The following is a 17189-nucleotide window of genomic DNA, read 5'->3' as shown; positions in this document are numbered from 1 at the left end:
ATGATGATTTGTTTTTAATTTGACCTTGGGTTTATTTGGGGTGTCCCGTTCGGTCATTTCGAGAAACCCTTCTCTTTTTTTGATTGTGCATCTGCTTTCAACTCCTGCTTGTGATCTTCGACAGCCTGCTTGCTCTGATCTTTAAACTTCTCCAGTTTTTGTTCAAAACTGCGCTTCGTTTGTTTCTCCTGGCTCAATCTTAATTGTTCCAATGCTTGATCCATCCGAACCATTAAACTTTTAGCTTCTTGTTGGACAATATCCAACTGTGCTTCTAAATCAGCAAGCGTCTCTTTATCAGCAGACCACCTAGATAGATAGTTAAAGGAATACTCTGACGTATCAATACCATAGTATGAAGAAACAACATAAGCGACGCTTTCAGCCTGGAGTTCAGCAGTACTTCTAGTTAGATTTTCCTTTTGAGGATTATCTGCATGATGCAACTCTGCATGAGCCATTTCATGTAAGAAAGTTTTAATAATTTGAGCCTTGTTCATCTCATTACTACGTAAAACAATTTGATTTTCTTGGACAGAATAATATCCATGTTTATTATTTTCCATCTCTTCAAATCTAACCGATACATCATTTTCTTTTGCAATAGCCATCAAGGCACGGTAAAGATTTGCATAGTCCAAATCAGTCAACTGTTCTTTCACTTCTGCAGCTTTTGGCATCTCCTTTCCTTCTGTCTGACTAACATCAAAAACTGGTACCAAACCAAAGAATGTAACTGTTTCTGGTTTCCCATATTTATCCAATATTGGTTGGTTATTCTCATCCTTTTTGATCTTCGTCATAGGTTTAAAAATACGTAAAGCCTTCTCACCTTTTTTCACATAGCGACCAAAGTTTTCTTTCCACTGTTTGAAAGAAGCTACTTGCCTTGCTTCAGGATTTTGTGCAAGAATTAAGCGCAAGTTGCGATTAGAATAATTATTTAGTTGGCTCATTTTCGTTAGATAGTCTTTGTACTTATCTGAATCCAGAAACTCCTTAATCCCTTCTTTAAGATGACGACTTAATCCTGCCATATCTTTATTTTGAATAAAATCTGCGACTGCAAGACTGCCAGCTGCTAAAACAACTTCGTCCGCTTGTAGACTCTCCTCGCCCTCTGGTTTAGAACCTGGTTTCGATCTAAAATCATACGGATTCGTTCCCTGAAGCAACTCTTCCTCATCAGAAACACCATCAGCATCCGCATCATGTTCCAACTTCTGCTTGTTGTATCTTTGTTCTTCTAGTTTGATTTCTTCCTCTTGTGATTTCTCAAATTCTTCTCGGACTGTGGAGATCATTTGTTCAACTTTTTCTGATAAACCTTTGATTTCTTTTTGCCATTTTTCAATAAGGGCCAATTGTTCCATAGGTGAGTCTTTGACTCCCAACTTCTCAAACCAAGCAGATAGATTTTCGACCTCAACACTATCCATTCCATCAAAAGAGATAAATCCAAGGCGACCATCATGACTACTATCTGTAAATCCAATTGGACTATTTTCCAAATCTCCAAATGGGAGTTGGGATAGAAGTTGATCTGCGTAAAGAGTATCTTCTAAAGCGTAACTGAACTGAGAAATATCTAACTCACTCGCCAATCTCTCCAGATGATACGGAGTGAATATGGCCCCATCTATCTTCATCAATTCTGGGTACTCTCTCATTTCTCGTGCTCCAAGTCTTTCTTTGTGAGCGATGGGGTTAATCTCCTCACCGATATTGTAACGGATGCTATCCTGGATCAGTTCACCATCAGGAGCGTAGATACTAAACTGGATCTTAGTTGGAGAGATGTAGCCTTCTGGATAAACACCAATCACTTGTTCTAGCCCTTCCTGATGTAACTGATAGAAGCTCTGGTTGGCTTTGTAAAGCTCTCTAGCAAAATCTTGATAAGATATCAGCTCTGTTTCTTTAAAGGGCAATCTAGGCCCATCTGGGCGCTCCTCAGACCATTGAAGTCGTACATGGTAGTTTTCCTTATAGATATGATCTTGTATCCATTCTTTATAAAAATCTGAATTTGTATCTAGGAGATGATCTTCACCAGCTGCAGCAACAATCTGATCAAAATTATCATTGTGCTGTTTTGCATAGTCAAGATACTGATTCCAGGCTTGATGAAATTCTTCTGGAGTTTTTGAGATGTCACCTGGCACACCTAAATTATAGACAGTATCTAGGACTTGAGTAAACGTAGCTGAATCAAGTAGGGGGCTATTTAGTGTGTTCTCTGGCGTTGTTTGTTCAATTTCTTTAGAAACTTCTTCATACTGCTTATTCTTCAAAATTGACAGCATTTCTGCACCTTTGTCTTTAACATATTCCTGATTGATTGAAAGTTGCTCAATGTGTCCATCTCGCTCTCTAAAGACACCTAAAATAATCTTTTCCTGATTTGTCTGATCTAGTAGAAGATTAAGACTTTGTCTTAATCGCATAAGACTAGCTGGCAGAACCGTGCCATCTACTGTCCTAAAAGCAAGTAAAACATCTTGGTCATTTGAACGAATGGCCTTATCCAAATTTAGGCTATGAAACTTTTCTACATCTGATAAGTCTCCAAAATAAAAGGACTCTGCGTCTACTATGGCAGGTAATTCAGGAAGAACTTTCAACTTATCGAATGCAGCACCTCTGTTGGCAATCAAAATATTATCAAATTGTCCATTTCCAGCAGCAAAATCCAATAAAGTCTGTCCTGCAGTTTGCCCTTCTCTATAAGGAAAAATACCTGTTAAGTGCATGAAACTTTCTTTGTTATAGGAGATAGCAAGGCTATTTGTATCTGCACCATCCTGATAAAAATAGGTAACTTGTGAATCTGCTACATTTTCTAAGTACCATTGAGCAGCATTCTGAAGATGAGGAGCATATCTGTTTAGTTTCAGCAAATCTTTATCCGAGATAGGATGGTAGTTATCCTTATGAATTGACTTTCTATCCTCATTTATGCTAAAATAAAGTAAAGGTTGAGATCGAGTTTGACTTGGTGACAAGTCATTCAAAGGTTGCGATATATTCGCTTCTGGTAGAGGTGCTGCCCCCTGAGTTTCTTCAGGAAAATCCCCGAGTTTTGTCTCAGCCTTTTTGTTTTGTTCAGAATTATTAGAAGTCTCTTGTCCACTATCAAGAGACTTTTCTTTTTCTTCTGAAGCTTCCATTATCTTAATAGGATGAGTCTCAAGACGTGACATCAAGTTATCCAATAATTCATGGTTTAACACCACTTCTCCCTCTTGCTCATCCAAATAGTGAAACAATATATTTGGTGTTGTCACAAAACCATGGGCAAAATCTCTTGTTCCGGATTCAATCAATGGATACTCCAGCATTCGCTCAACCGATTGTGAAAGATTATCAAGGGTTCTTTCACCAAAATAGACACCAAAACTGTCACTTGATAGGCTTTCTATCTGCTTGTTGGTATTGTAGGCTGCTATAGCAAGTTCACCAATGAACTGAGTTGAAATATCTACTCCCAAAGTCCTCTGATGAGGTTTCAATGCTTGATACAAGGAATCCTGCTCAGGAGTTCCTTTTTTCTTGTATAAATCAATCGTTTGATCATTAATAGAAGTCAAAAGAGAGTGAATGGGAGACAGCACTTCCATTCGCTTATCATTGAGATATTTTGTAGGATGGCTATTTCCTAACTTTGCAAAGACATCATACAGATAGAAATCTGGTGCAAATTCGATTGATAATTCTCCAGATTGAATCCGATTATTTAATTCCTTAGTTAATGCTTCGTTTTCTCGTTTCACCTCTTCGTAGCTCATCAATCTTTCAGCATTCTTTTCTGTATTGACAATAGAGTCTTGATTATCTAGAGTTTGTTTTTCTTCAACCATCTCATCTATACTAGTCGGATCAATGACGACTGTTTTTTTATTTTCTATCGAAAACGTGAGATTGTCCCAATTTTTTTCTAACCACCCTGCTTCGCCTTGATTCTTTTCAATAGGCTCTAGTTGTGGTGAGATTGATTTTTCCTGATTCGAGGGCGTTAATCCTACATTTTCTTGCCTTTGTTTGGCAAGTAATTCATCCACCTTCAGTCTTTCCTCATCTGTTTTCGGATGATACTTGATTTGTGAAGATAATTGAAACTCTCCTTCTTCAGTCAACTCCAGGGCAACTCTTCGTAACCCTTTTACAAAATACGTATTTGGTTGTTTTTGCCACTGGTTCACTAGCCCCTCATCAATTAAGGCTTGAGTTGCTGGTTGAATACTCGTTTTACCCATTTGTTCAGATATAGCCTCAAGTCTAGTCAACTCTTTTTGATAGCGTTTGAGAGTAGCTTTGGTAAAGAACGACTCCCCACGCTTAGCTTTTTCTAACTCTTCACGGATTCTAGGTATATTTTGAACACTCATCTCCAGACCACCCCCCTGACGATTCAACCCCACTTCTTTCAAATGTTGTTGGTGCTCCAGGCGCTCTACTCGCTCTTCCTGTTGCCTAATCTCATCCATCTTTGAGAAGACTTGACCTTCTATTTGTTCTTGCTTACGCATAAAGCTAGCACCGCCTCGCTTATCATTCACGGGTTGCCCATTTGTTAGTGCTTGGTGGGAATAAGCTCTTGAAATAGCCTCGTCTTGTTCACCCCTTAGTCTTTCCAATTTTCGACGTGCCTGGGCAAGACGACTGTTGTCTGGTGCGCCTTTCTCCAGTTGTTTTTCCTGCTTCAGAATCTCATTCCAGTCTGTCTTCTCCTGGCCTTCACGTTGTGGTGGTCTTGCATCGATAACTGGGATTTTCTTCTCCCGTAGTTTAGTGATAAAGTCTGTACCTGCTTTATCGTGATCAACTGCCAGCGTGATGAGATCATCATATTTGTGATCTTGGAAAAGTGTGGATGTTTCCGCTGCAACAGATAAGAATCTCGAGGTACGTGTTAGTTCACTAGACTTGGTATAATCTCTTTCATCCATAGGAATATCCCCTCGCTCCTGTAACATTTCAAGAACATAGTGAGACAAAACCCCCTCTTTTAATCCTTCCATCGCAACCAGTCGAACATCGTTTAATTCGCCCTTATGAAGCTCATAATAGCTCATTAGGTCAATTGGTGCCTCTGCCACAATTAAACGCTTAGGAGAGCCTATAGAAACGTTTAAACCACTGATAGATTCTGATTGATACATAATCTGTTTCAAGTATCCCTTACCAGGATGACGTTCTTGATCAGGAACAAGTCCCTGGAGGCTCGCACCTACCAGTTGCTGATTTCTGTCCAAGTATTTAAAAACTAATACGTCTTCTATAACGCCATCTTTACCTGTACGTTTAGCTTGGGCTAGTGTCCCCTTCTCCAGAAAGAAGTCAATTGTATCATCAGAGAGTCCTCTAACCTCCTTGAGATAAGCTCTTGCCTCTACAAATGGTTGCTCATGAGAGGCCAAGGTATAGTTAAATGGTTTACGCACGTCCTCCATTGGTTTCGCTTCAGGAAATGATCCTGTCTCTAAGAATACCATAGCTTCCTTATAGCTGACATTTCGCATTTCTTGGACAAGACTAATGGGGTCCCCATACTTATCTGCTTGTGAATACCAATGCCAGACATTCTTGACCGTATCGATCTTAAACGAGTCATGCTCAGCCCAATAATACTCTCGATGTGACTTTCGCTTCATCTCCATTCCAAGGCTACGAGCTACTTCTAAAATATCCAGCGATTTTGCCTGTGCTTTTGTTAAGGGCATACTCTTTCCTCCTCTACTAATTCCTTAAATAAAAGATATCCTTCAGGAGTTGCATCTAGTTCGCTAACAACTATTGGATCTTCCTGACTCGTTGTCACAAAAAGATGAGGAGCTAATTGATAGAAAGTCTCCTCATCTGCCTGTTTGAATAGCTGCCAAATAGCATAACGTTCTGTAGCTAAATTTTCTCGCTTTAGTGCTAAAACTTGTGAGATACTCTCCAGGTATCCTAATTGTATTTTTGGTGTTTCCATTCTACTGTCCTTTCTGTATGTTAGGCCACAAATAACTCTTTTAGTTGCGGAGTCAAATCGTTGGCATATAAAAGCAAGCCATCAATATCTGTCCCTTTTCGAGTGTATTCGTACCAGGTTTCTGTGTCTTCTGGAGAACTTGCAATCTCATCTTTTCGAGGATGATCATAGACGCTTGCTTTTTTATCTCTGAAGACATTTTGTTTAGAAATAAAGACCAATCCTTCTTCTACCCCAATTCTTGCGACTTCATCTGGAGTTAAAAGGGGACGACCTTGAATTTGTTTATTTTCACTTGAGGATCCATTACGATAACTATGCGATTTTGAGGTAGATCGAGTACGTATAGTCTGCTTACCTGACCTTGTAGAATAGTATTCCATCGTATCCTTGTCATTTGTCCCTAAAAATAGGTGAGTAGCACAGTTATTAAAGATGGTCTTCCAATCACTTTTATAAAGTGATTCTAGCTGATTGACAGCTTGGATGATAATCTTAATAGACATCTCACGACTACGAATAGAAGAGAGGACCTGGGCGAAGTTTGGAATACGGCCAATTTGAGCAAACTCATCGAAGATAAACTGAATGTGGCGAAGATTTTTTCTACTGTAGCCAGGTACTTTCCCTTGCAGGATATCATCAGCCTTATGTGTGAGAACCTCAAAGCCAATCGCAAATAAGATTGAGGAAAGAAAATTAAAGGCGTTATTGGTTTCAGGAATAGCAATAAAAACGGCCGTCTTTTTCGTATTCCAGGTATCCATTTCCATGGTATCCTCACTAATCAGATTTCGCACATCCTCGTGATCAAAGATGGAATAGCGAGAAGACAAAATCGCAACTACACTGTTTTTTGTCTCACCTTTAAAGTTTTGAAATAGTTTCCACTGTTTATAAGCATAGTTGTTAGGTTGATGTTCGTTCAGTTCCTCAAACATCTGCTCGACAGGACTTGGTACATCTGGATCCTCTCGATACATATTTCTTAATAGATCCGCAACGTGACCCAAGTTTGGCATGTATAACTGGACTCCAGTTTCAGGATCCTTCGAGTCAAAATAGAGATAACCAATCAATGCACGTTGCAGCATCAACTCTGCTTGAACCCAGAAGTCTTCTCCAGTATGCTCACTCTTCTTCGTTCCCTCAGTAATTGCTTCAGAGATACGATCAATATCTAGCTCAGACTTCATGTAATGAAAAGGATTAAACCGATCTGAATTCTTGAGCCGAATCAAATCAAAGATTTTAACGGCAAAGCCAGCTTTTTCAAGCATCTTCCCAACTTCGTGTACCAGGTTTCCTTTTGGATCTGTCACAACAAAGTTTGAGTTCATCTGCATTAAATTTGGCAATACAAAAGTAAAGGTTTTACCGTCTCCTGGAAGACCAATGACAATCACATTTTTATTGAGCTGGACATTGTAGGCTAAGCGAAAATTAAATAGGCCCATTTTGACCTGTTTTGAAAAAATCATATTCTTCTCAAAATCAACGTCTTCAAACCGTCTCATTTCCTTCAAAGTCGCAAAACGAGCACTACCTTGTTCTTCTCCTTGGCGATATAAATTCTTATCCATAGAAGCATAGACAAGCATTGGAAGACCGAATCCGATCAACCCAGCATATAAGGCACCTGAATCAAAGAAAACACCAAAAGAGAAGCGTTCCCAGTGTTCTAGCAACCAACGAAGCCGCAACATTCCCATAAAAGGTACTGCTGCAGTCGAAAGTTGGTAGTAATGGTAAAAGGACTGGAAAATAACAAATGAAAATAGCCCCACCACCAGGTAGGGCCATATAGGTTTTCTAATCATCGTGTCTTCTCCTTCCCAATCTCCTTCGTAACTACTGGCATCGTTCCTTTATAGACCTTATTTGTCTTATAGTAATTGATTTTATCTTCAGGAGTCATTTCATGTGGTTTCTTCAGCACCTTTTTCGCAAACTCTTCCAATTTTTCTGAGCTTTTCGTGATATCTGCTAACATCTCTTTGAGAGCCTTTTCTACCAAGGTGCGATTTTTTGTTTCAAAGAAGAGATAAGTTGCACCATCTTTTTGATGATAAGTAAAACCTATCTTATACTCCTCCAGGTAATGCTTCAACTTGGCCAAGTGGACTTCACTATTTAACAACTTCTCGACATCTTTTTTTGATTTTGTGGCCATAAAGTCATTAAAACGTGTCTCCCCTTCAAAAGTTCGATTTGCCGCCTTATGTTGTTTCTTGTCATAATGGGCTTTTGCGAGGGCATACAGAGCTTGTATCGTCATCTCCAGGGTAACTTTTCCTTTTAACGCCAGAGAATGACTGACTTTTTCCTGATCCATGTAAGACCTCCTTTATTTTGGATAATTGGATAGTTCTGGCTTAGCAATAACCTGGAATCCGTAAGGTGCTGAAGGTTCTTCCTTTACAGTAACTACCAAGCGTTTCTGACTTCTGTTCTCACCGTCTTTCACGGCTACTACATAGGTTAGCTGATAAGTTGCTTCATCAACAATCAAGCTAGATTCCAAAATCACAGACTGCAGTTGACCTGCTTGTCTATCTATCGTTAATTGAGGAGCTACGAAATCAGCCATTTTCCCTTTATCAGAGTAAAGGGCTGGCAAAAAGTAACGTGAAAAGGCATCTAGTTCACCTGTTTTTGACTGAATGGTTTTTAGATTTGAAAGTTCCTTGGATACGGCCGAGAGTTGCTTTTCTTGATGGTAAACTAGCGTAAGTGATAAGCCAGCAAGTGTCAGACTTCCTACTAGACTCAATAACACCAAAACTCTTCCTAAATACACCCAAAAAGAGCGTTTAGAAGAGGTTCGAGGTTTGGGAGTTTCATGTTTCAAGGAAGAGGCTTCAGCTTTTTCTTCAGGAGTCTTCTCTTGATGTTTTGTTTTTGGCTGGCGCTTAAAGAAAGAGGTTTTTGCTTCTTTTGGTGCAGCCTCCTGTTTATTCAACGTACCAGGCTTCAGGAAGAGGCTATCTGCGATTCCCTCAAACGGCAAATAGATATCTTCTTGGTAGATGACTACATTCTTTTTATCCAGTTCCTCTACTAATAAAACAGCCTCTGCCTCCTGATGTTTAACCTTAGCATTTTCTCGCTCCAGGGCTTGATACACAAGATCCCGATTTTTATACGTTGTGGTCGTGTTTTGTGTCAGATTGGTTAAACGGTACATCTTTTTCAGCTCCTTTCAATTTTCCTTCAGCAAGAGCTGTTTCAATATCAGCCCAGGTTAAATTATGTTCGGCCAAGTAGTTTGACCGTTCCTCATGTTTGGCCAGAATGATTTGAGTTTCTAGCTGCTGCAGTTTATCTTCTTCCTTCTTGGCCTTGGTCATATAGTCAGCTAAGCGGTCTTCCGCTTTCTGTTTTTGTTTTTCCAAAGTTTCTAATTTTGTCATTGTTCCTTTTTCCCTTCTGTACTTTGTGTTTGGTTAGTGATTGGTTTGTTTAACGATGGAATACTCGCCTTTTCGCTGGCGTTCAAGCTGTCCACAATCAAAATGGGGTCAATATGATTTACCAGGTATTTCCCATCTTGCTTGCTGAAGCGAATCCGTATGGTTCTTGAAGATCCTACGTTTGTTTGGGCGTTAGTATAATCATACTTCTTCTGTAACTGTGTCTGAGTGTATCTCACTTGAGCTAGGGCAACATTATTTTCTTGATCGATGTAGATGGTAGAAGACTTCATCTGTGTATCCACTACATAGCCCTTATAGGTTTGTACCGTTGGTTCTTCTTCAGAGTTCACTTCCTGATTGTAAGCAGCTTCTGTCATATAGGGCAAATAGCGATTTCTATTTTCTCCAAGATCCTGCTTATTGAAGTAAGCCGTCAAAAATTCCTTTACATATTCTTGCGTTAGTTCGCTTCCCTCTGCTTTGGTTTCTTGTTGAGTAGTTTCAGCATCCTGTTTAGCTTTCTTTTGCGCTGAGGTTGCTGCTCCAATCCAGAATACGAATCCTAGAACTAGCACAGCTCCTATAAGGATTCCTCCTATTTTCAGGAGTTTCAATTTCTCCATATCTATCATTTTCATGATTTACCTTCTTTCTTTTTTAATTCGGTGTCGCAAACGTATAGTAGTAAGCTGGATAGATGACACGAAAATGGACCTTATCCTGTACTCCTTGGATATTACATTCTGAAACGAGGAATGAACCGTCTGGATTCACAGCTTCCACAATCGCAACATGGCCGTATTCATCTGGTGTCCCACCAAATCCACCTACTACTGATACAACAGCTCCTTTTGTTGGAGTTGTACTATACCGCCATCCTTTTGCGACCAGATTTGCTACCCAGTCCTGACCATTGCCAAGGTAACCATAAGCTCCTGATAAGTCTGTAATCGTTCCTAGTTCAACTAAACGATTATAGGCATACCAAGTACATTGTCCCACTTCATAACCGCTTCCTTGTTGTGTAGTCATAGAAGCCTGTGTTGGAGGGTGTTCCACTTTTGACTTATACTCTTCAGGGAAATTCCAGGAAGACGCTAACGCTCCACCTCCTCGAACTTGTTGAGTAAGAAAAGCGTGGATCTGCTTAGCGTTATTTTGGCGCTCTAGGACCTTGTCTCCAGAGTTCCCTTCCCAGTTAACCAGGAACCGCTCTGTAAGTGTCTCTACATCTTCTGTGCTGGTTAGAATTGAGGTCAGTTCAGTGATATAGTAAGGAGTATCCCCCTCCAACATAAAATCTAACTGCAGTTCTAAATCGTACCACTTTTTATCTTTTGATTTTGCATAATTCAATAATAGAGTATGCCTAGTAGAACCATCTGCTGTATCTGTCCACTGACCTAATCCTAAACCTCGACGAAGAATATTTGGATACCCACCATCATAGATAGCGGGCCCACTTATAGCTAACCATGACTCATCATCCCAGGAAGAAGAATCAGCCCCTACTGGCGGACTAAGATAATCTCCTTCAGCACGTTTAGGATTGATATTACTTTCAGTTGCAAAGTTTCCAAGCATGGCTGCCAAACCATTATCTGTCAGCCCTGGTACCTTTTGCTTCAAGTAGTCTTTTATCGCTCGTGATTTTTGTCCTAAATCACCATCAAGTGTAGTAATGACTGAGGTTGTCTGATTGTACGTGACAGATTGAAAGTAAAAGCCTGGATTGACTGATGTCCACTTTTCTTTCTTATCCTTTGTCTCTTTTTCCTCCAATTTTTGATACTGAATGACCTGGTAACCATTTTCCGTTACCTTCCCAACCTCGTCTCCAGCTTTGACCTGATCACCGTCAGAAACACGGATATTTCCTACCTCTTCATAAGTAAAGATGGCTTTATCTGTTTTGATGGATACAGTAGTATCATCTGTCACACTGACTTGACCGTCAATAGGAGCTCTTAGAGCTTGTCCTGTTGAAGCTTTTAGTTGTGTTTTCTCATAGATTTCACTCTTAGAGGTATAACCAAACCGCTTCAGGATAACTAGAGGAGCATGATAAGAAGAGTCGTCTTCCTGGTAAAAGGGATTAGCTAGTTCTTGATAAGATGGGTATCGACCAACTTCTTTAGTCAAATCCTCTAGCTCTTTATACTCTTCTAACTCGCTATCACTCAACTTAGTCCACTTGAGATCTGACGAGGGGCCATATAAGTCAGCCATCTTTTTCAAGTTGTGAGGGTCATCATTCAAATGATTCCAAAGATCATTCAAGGCATCTGAATAGTGATTGAAACCTAATATTCCAGCCCATTCACCACCAGTCCCCTCATTCCAGTTACTTTCTGGTTTCCACTCACTACCGTAGCGAAAGTTCATGAAAAAGATCATGTCATCGATGTTGGTCCAATAGTCTACCTTATCATTTGACTTCTCTCGATCTCGTTTACTAATTTGAAGCCATGACTTGTTCAGGTCAAATTCATTTTGTTGGACAGGACCACTGCCTCCAAACATGGCCATAAATGCCCCAAATACTGCAAAGATGAGGAACATTAAGAAATAGGACTTGACAGCTAAAGGATTGGATAAGATGGAACGCAGGGGCTTTGTCGCAACCTTCAAAACCTTTCCTGTCCCTCTTGACACCTTCCCAAACTTTGAACCTGCAAGTCGCTTTCTGGCCTGTTTCATCTTTTTGCTGAGCTTTCCTTCCCAGGAGAACTCTTTTGGTGTTCGAGTATATCCTCGCCCTCTGATGAAATTATAACTTCTATTGAGCTGTCCATAGCTGCGCTTGATTGAATACTTGGATAATTTTCCTACAGCATTTAACGCTCTTTTAGAGGCGTTTACCTGGTACTTAAATTGACGAATGTTTTGCCTCGCCTGAACCCAGTCTCCAAGAATCTCATTATCTCTGACTGTCTTCTCAACGTCGTGTCTCGCTTTCGTTCGAGCACTTTGTTTAGCACGTTTCTTTAGGCGGTTAGGGATATAACTGTCATCAGCTTTTTTAGCTCGTTTATAGAGCGTTGTTGCAATTTGTTTTTCCAACTTTGCTCGATCACGTTGTTGCTTAAAGAAAAGACCTCTAGCTGTTGCTTGAGGTCCTTTATGTAGTTTATAATCTTTGTTCGCTAAGCGATAATTCTTCTTAGCTTCTTTAAATGCAACTTTTGAGTCTAAACGTGCTTCTTTAGGCTTTTTTTCAGCATTGAGGGCTAATCCTTCTTTGATTCTTCGCTTGCGTTCCTGTTTTAATTGTTTGCGATTACTTTTAGACAAAAGAAATTACCTCTCTTTCTATTTTTTAACTATCTGTCGCAACCAATTGATACAGCTTGGTATCTTTAGGGATAGGATTTTCAAATGGTACAATCGTATCCCCAGCCACGATCAAACCAGTACCTTTCGCTTTTGGCCGCAAGACAAATCGCTCCAGTGAAGGCGTAAGAGGGATAACCTGCTCCAGGGCATCTAGGTCTGTCCGCTTCAGCTTCAGGAGGGCTAGAAACTCACAGTTTGCGACTAGCTTTCTACCTTCCTCTGTAGATAAAACAGTCTCTGGGTTTTGGGTAATCCCTGTTGGAATAGCCCCGTACTTACGAATACGTGAGTATAGCTCTGTAAAGAAGGTTGCTTGCAGTTTATTTTTGAAGTAGAGCTGCAACTCATCAAAGTACAACCATGTAATGGTTTTACCTTGGTTATTGACTACCTGGTTCCAGATGAAGTCCTGAATCACCAGGAGGGCAAATGGCTTCAATTTACCACTCAACTGCTTGAGATTGAAGATAATAAAGCGACTATTCATATTGACATTTGTAGGATGAGCAAAGATATCGTTTGAACCGATAGTATAAGGTTCTGCCTTCAGCGCCAGATCCTTGGCCACATCTTCAGGTTGACGTTCTAAAACTGCTTGCCAATCCTTAAATGTTGGTTTTTCAAATTCCTCATAGGTCTTTCTCGTTACACGGTCAATCATCGCAAATTCATCGTCTGATACCTCAGAGAATATATTCTCAAACAGGGTTGATAAGAGGTTTGATTTTTGGCCAATCGGGTCACTATCTTCTGCCTGCAGTTTATCCTTATCAGGAAGATCCAATAAGTTAAAGTGATGTTGTGAACCAGGAGCAATTGTGATAATTTCTGCACCTAATTCTCGGCCAATACCAGTGTACTCATCTTCAGGATCGACGATAATAATATTATCTTCAGGGTAACTTAGAGTTGTAGGAATAATCTCTCCTCCTTTAGCGAGAACAGACTTTCCTGATCCTGAAGTCCCAAAGATACAACCTGAACCTGTATTCAAGTCTTTCTTACGGTCAACTGTGATAGCGTTCTTAGAGAGCTGATTCTGGCCATAATAAATTGCACGTTGACTGCTAGATCGAAGATCTACGTTGGTAAATGGGACTTGTGTGGCCAAGTTACTAGTAGTCATATCTCTCATAAAACGGCGTTTTACGTTGATAAATGGAATCCCAATCGGTAGAATCGTATTCAAGGATTCTTCCTGGTACAAGTAACACTTATCCAGTTCTACCGTATTCTTACGGACAGATCGTTGAACCTGCTCAGTGTAGATATTCAACTCCTCCAGACTGTCAGCCATGAAGAAAATCGTCATCACACCTGAAAACATTTTTTGGTCATTGTCCTGGAGTTCTTCAGTCCATTTCTCTGTTTCACGAGATGTCTCCACAGCCTTCCCACCAACAGCCAGGTCACTTCCATAACCTTCTTTTGCTGCAGCCTTCTGACTTTTGATCATTTCCCTACGTACACTTGACTTAACTGTCTTGATTTTCTTTAGGGCATCTGCAGTATCATAGGGCTTCGCATGCAGACTGATAGCCAGTTCAATTCCTGTATCCAGGATATTCTTAATCAGTTTGTCATTCAAGAAGGTAGGATATTGTCTAACATACATCACCCTTGCGAAACAATCATCAATTTTCATATGATCTTTTTCAAACTTCAGATAGTTTGGAGCTACAAAGTCCCTGGTTGATAATCCAGAAATAGCGATGTCTTCATAGTTGAAATCAATAAAACCTTCTCGCCTCAAGAGTTTTCGGAAGATAAGAAGACGATCTAATCCCTCTAACTCCTTAAAGGAGATTCCTAAGCCACTGTATTGACTTTCAATCACACTGGCTGTATCATCGAGGATTCTTCTAGCTTGATGATCCTGGTCTGTTTGGGTTGTAATCGTCAGATATTTCTCTACCTTGAAGGTATTTTGTTCATGAGAAAAACGATCATTGATCATTGCATTGTATTCTTTACGATAATCGTCATATCCATCTCCAACCAAATCATAGCGGATAGAAGATAAGCTATTGCTTTCTACTCGACGATTCAGGATCAATAGCTGCATATCATTATCTATGTCCAGCGAATTAAAAATATCAGCGTTTGTTTCAATGATATCAATTCGCTCATCATCTGTTGCAGTAATATAACTTGTATCACCTAGACGATAGGTCTTTGAAAATTGATCATTTGTAATTTTCATAAGTCCATCGGGTGTCAGCCATTGATAATTAAGACTATTCTGTGTAGAGGCCGTCATGGTACGTCTCAGACGTTTGGCCCGTTCCCATTCCTCTTTAGAGAGTTTCGGGGTTTTCTTTCGGCCGAATAAATTCATTTCTTGTGTATTCCTTTCTGTCATAATCTGTCTGATAAGATCGTTCCTGCTTGGTTAACAAGAAACGGATATTATCTTTAATTTTTTCATCAAAATAACACCCGAAAATAACAAAAGGCGCTAATAACAAAATATCAACGCCATAAAGGATTATATCAGGTGCCTTCAGCCAATAGAGGATGGTAGTGACAACTACTGTCAATGCGATACCAAATAGTAACACTAACTGTCTCAGTGTCATATATCCTATAACTGGCCTTTCGTAGCTATCTAAAGCCTTTAAAAATTCACTTCCTAAACGTGTCATTCTGTTCCTTTCTTCCAGTTATCTTTTCTAAAGAAAATAAATTCGCTCCCACATGCCAAAATAATACCACTTACGATAGCCAGCCAATGTGGCTGTAGAGCTCTACGGCACAAGTAATAGAAAAAGAGAGCCCTAAGTAAAAACAGTAGCCCCCAGACTACTGTTTTTAAAATAACTCTCCAAATGTTTCCTAGCACTTGCTGATTTTTCTGTGAGTGCTTTTTAAACATTGTTCCTCCTAGTTCACCTGCATGATATTCTTGGCCATGCGTTGGCTACCAAAGAGCATAATGATGTAAATGATTCCTTTTGCAATGGCTACGAGTGCAGTTATAAAAGCTCCAGTATTGCTAAGTGTCAATAAATCATTCGTGACAATAGCTGGATAAAGCATGGTCACGACCACTAAAATCAATCCCTGAAGGACAGCAGCAGCATAGAGCTTAAAGAAACCGAGGCAGATCGGACGTAAGCTATCCACCATGTAACAAGCGACAATAATTTTAGCGATTCCCTTATACGTGTAAAGCGTAAAGGAGCGTAACAGGATCAACAACTTAGTCGATATCTGACCGACAAAATCAACAACCGCATAAACAATTTTAAAGAATGTTTTCTCAATCATACCCAAACCTTTAAAATCTGGCGGCTCAGAACTGAAAGGATCTGTAGCATTCTTGGCTACTAACTTAATGATAACATTGAACAACCATGACAAGGCATCAAAAATCGCATCCACATAGAGGATAAAAAAGAGGGCAATAGCATATTTGAGGATTTCTTCAATCCAAAGCTGAAAAGACAGCTCCCCACCATTGCTTTTAAGTTGTTGGTGCCAATTCATGAGGTTGATCCCCATAAAAAGGAGAAGAAGCAAAATTGCTACCTTCTCCATCGATCCCGAAACAGTTTCCATCAATTCATAGGCTGTCGCATTATAGTCTTTCAGACTCATGGTTAGTTGATCAAGTGTGGATTGGTTCATAAAACCACCTCCTCTTTCTTCTTCATCCTAACCAAGAGATTGAAGACCTGTTGCTAAAGCTGTAAAGAGGGCTTTTAGAACGGCACCTAGAAGTGCACCTAGTATCAAACTTTGGATTCCTTTATCCTTCTTGTCATCCAATTCACGTTTGATTCCTACTGCTAAGTCCCAGGCACCCCAAGCGGCCCAACCAATACCGATAATCCCACCGATATTTCCAATTTTGTTAATAAAATCTACAACTGCATCCATTATTTTTTTCTCACTTTCTTTTTATAAAAAGGTACTAAGAAAATTCCTTAGCACCTACATTGTTTATTCAATACTATGTTTCATCCGTTGGACGAAAGGTTAGAGAGAGGGCTGTAATCACAGCTAAGACAACGATAATAGTCGTTTCCCACCAATAGTAGATGGGGACCTTTTGAGGAAAGAAAAAGTTAGTCATAAGCCAATCTAACTGCTTCTCTACATCTGCAGAGGGACCTGATTTTGTTATCCAAAAATATATTTCCCAAAAAGCAGCATAGCCTAGGACAACTACAATCTTAAATACTACCCATCCAATTGCTGTCGCAATCAAGCTCTTAATCAGATTAAAGATAAAGAGGAGAAACATGAGTGGAGTCGCAACCATCAAAACGGCAGCTCTCGCAATCACACTCGGTAGGTTCTTTATTCCTGACCAGATGGCTTTTCCTAGCCAACGTAGGCCTTTTTTCCACTTCTTCTCTTCAGCCTTAGTGACTTCTGATTTTTTTTGAGTTGGAGTGTAGTATCTATATCCACTTCTAGTCACATGTGCATCCATTTTCGTGTCCTTTCTCATC

14 protein-coding genes are annotated in these 17189 nt (G+C 39.9%); all 14 read right to left on the bottom strand.

The window, feature by feature from the left end; genetic code table 11:
- Positions 1–53: 53 nt before the first annotated feature.
- The 14 genes from HMPREF8578_RS06160 to HMPREF8578_RS06095 all read right to left on the bottom strand — a co-directional run bounded on the left by HMPREF8578_RS06160 (position 54) and on the right by HMPREF8578_RS06095 (position 17188).
- Complete coding sequence (locus HMPREF8578_RS06160; RefSeq protein WP_001131586.1) at positions 54–5723, bottom strand: PBECR4 domain-containing protein; 5670 nt, start codon at positions 5721–5723, stop codon at positions 54–56.
- Positions 5714–5977 carry a hypothetical protein gene (locus tag HMPREF8578_RS06155; protein ID WP_000449748.1) on the bottom strand — a complete coding sequence of 88 codons (264 nt, stop codon included), beginning with the start codon at positions 5975–5977 and terminating at the stop codon, positions 5714–5716. Before HMPREF8578_RS06155 ends, HMPREF8578_RS06160 begins: the two co-directional genes overlap by 10 nt.
- Positions 5978–5997: 20 nt before the next feature.
- Positions 5998–7797, bottom strand: coding sequence for a VirD4-like conjugal transfer protein, CD1115 family (locus HMPREF8578_RS06150; RefSeq protein ID WP_000619813.1), 1800 nt, complete (start codon positions 7795–7797; stop codon positions 5998–6000).
- On the bottom strand, positions 7794–8312 hold the full coding sequence (locus tag HMPREF8578_RS06145) for a hypothetical protein (RefSeq protein WP_000371853.1): 519 nt from the start codon (positions 8310–8312) through the stop codon (positions 7794–7796). Before HMPREF8578_RS06145 ends, HMPREF8578_RS06150 begins: the two co-directional genes overlap by 4 nt.
- A 12-nt stretch (positions 8313–8324) precedes the next feature.
- Entirely contained in the window at positions 8325–9164 is an 840-nt protein-coding gene (locus HMPREF8578_RS06140; RefSeq protein ID WP_000286088.1) for a hypothetical protein, read from the bottom strand.
- The gene (locus tag HMPREF8578_RS06135; RefSeq protein WP_000163602.1) at positions 9118–9390 is read right to left on the bottom strand and encodes a hypothetical protein; all 273 of its coding nucleotides are present in this window, start codon (positions 9388–9390) and stop codon (positions 9118–9120) included. Before HMPREF8578_RS06135 ends, HMPREF8578_RS06140 begins: the two co-directional genes overlap by 47 nt.
- The gene (locus HMPREF8578_RS06130) at positions 9387–10031 is read right to left on the bottom strand and encodes a hypothetical protein (RefSeq protein ID WP_000781849.1); all 645 of its coding nucleotides are present in this window, start codon (positions 10029–10031) and stop codon (positions 9387–9389) included. Before HMPREF8578_RS06130 ends, HMPREF8578_RS06135 begins: the two co-directional genes overlap by 4 nt.
- 19 nt (positions 10032–10050) lie before the next feature.
- Positions 10051–12687, bottom strand: a complete 2637-nt coding sequence (locus HMPREF8578_RS06125; RefSeq protein WP_000047030.1) for a phage tail tip lysozyme — start codon at positions 12685–12687, stop codon at positions 10051–10053.
- Positions 12688–12712: 25 nt separating this feature from the next.
- The gene (locus HMPREF8578_RS06120; RefSeq protein ID WP_001048128.1) at positions 12713–15067 is read right to left on the bottom strand and encodes a VirB4-like conjugal transfer ATPase, CD1110 family; all 2355 of its coding nucleotides are present in this window, start codon (positions 15065–15067) and stop codon (positions 12713–12715) included.
- A complete protein-coding gene (locus HMPREF8578_RS06115) occupies positions 15027–15374 on the bottom strand; it encodes a PrgI family mobile element protein (RefSeq protein WP_000197453.1) in 348 nt (115 codons plus the stop codon). Before HMPREF8578_RS06115 ends, HMPREF8578_RS06120 begins: the two co-directional genes overlap by 41 nt.
- A complete protein-coding gene (locus HMPREF8578_RS06110) occupies positions 15371–15604 on the bottom strand; it encodes a hypothetical protein (protein WP_000473146.1) in 234 nt (77 codons plus the stop codon). The genes HMPREF8578_RS06115 and HMPREF8578_RS06110 overlap by 4 nt, the downstream gene beginning before the upstream one ends.
- Before the next feature lie 8 nt (positions 15605–15612).
- Complete coding sequence (locus HMPREF8578_RS06105; RefSeq protein ID WP_001076658.1) at positions 15613–16359, bottom strand: hypothetical protein; 747 nt, start codon at positions 16357–16359, stop codon at positions 15613–15615.
- A gap of 27 nt (positions 16360–16386) precedes the next feature.
- Positions 16387–16611, bottom strand: coding sequence for a hypothetical protein (locus tag HMPREF8578_RS06100; protein ID WP_000340303.1), 225 nt, complete (start codon positions 16609–16611; stop codon positions 16387–16389).
- Between the two features lie 73 nt (positions 16612–16684).
- Entirely contained in the window at positions 16685–17188 is a 504-nt protein-coding gene (locus HMPREF8578_RS06095) for a hypothetical protein (RefSeq protein WP_001224299.1), read from the bottom strand.
- Position 17189 lies beyond the last annotated feature (1 nt).

Origin of the sequence: Streptococcus oralis ATCC 49296, assembly GCF_000185265.1 — a bacterium.
In the GTDB taxonomy this organism is placed as follows: Bacteria; Bacillota; Bacilli; order Lactobacillales; family Streptococcaceae; genus Streptococcus; species Streptococcus oralis_BC.
This window is presented reverse-complemented; position numbering and strand designations above follow the sequence as displayed.

Coding starts and splice junctions, on each gene's coding strand:
- HMPREF8578_RS06160 (WP_001131586.1), bottom strand. CDS start 5,723: ATGCCCTTAACAAAAGCACAGGCAAAATCGCTGGATATTTTAGAAGTA.
- HMPREF8578_RS06155 (WP_000449748.1), bottom strand. CDS start 5,977: ATGGAAACACCAAAAATACAATTAGGATACCTGGAGAGTATCTCACAA.
- HMPREF8578_RS06150 (WP_000619813.1), bottom strand. CDS start 7,797: ATGATTAGAAAACCTATATGGCCCTACCTGGTGGTGGGGCTATTTTCA.
- HMPREF8578_RS06145 (WP_000371853.1), bottom strand. CDS start 8,312: ATGGATCAGGAAAAAGTCAGTCATTCTCTGGCGTTAAAAGGAAAAGTT.
- HMPREF8578_RS06140 (WP_000286088.1), bottom strand. CDS start 9,164: ATGTACCGTTTAACCAATCTGACACAAAACACGACCACAACGTATAAA.
- HMPREF8578_RS06135 (WP_000163602.1), bottom strand. CDS start 9,390: ATGACAAAATTAGAAACTTTGGAAAAACAAAAACAGAAAGCGGAAGAC.
- HMPREF8578_RS06130 (WP_000781849.1), bottom strand. CDS start 10,031: ATGAAAATGATAGATATGGAGAAATTGAAACTCCTGAAAATAGGAGGA.
- HMPREF8578_RS06120 (WP_001048128.1), bottom strand. CDS start 15,067: ATGAATTTATTCGGCCGAAAGAAAACCCCGAAACTCTCTAAAGAGGAA.
- HMPREF8578_RS06115 (WP_000197453.1), bottom strand. CDS start 15,374: ATGACACGTTTAGGAAGTGAATTTTTAAAGGCTTTAGATAGCTACGAA.
- HMPREF8578_RS06110 (WP_000473146.1), bottom strand. CDS start 15,604: ATGTTTAAAAAGCACTCACAGAAAAATCAGCAAGTGCTAGGAAACATT.
- HMPREF8578_RS06105 (WP_001076658.1), bottom strand. CDS start 16,359: ATGAACCAATCCACACTTGATCAACTAACCATGAGTCTGAAAGACTAT.
- HMPREF8578_RS06100 (WP_000340303.1), bottom strand. CDS start 16,611: ATGGATGCAGTTGTAGATTTTATTAACAAAATTGGAAATATCGGTGGG.
- HMPREF8578_RS06095 (WP_001224299.1), bottom strand. CDS start 17,188: ATGAGAAAGGACACGAAAATGGATGCACATGTGACTAGAAGTGGATAT.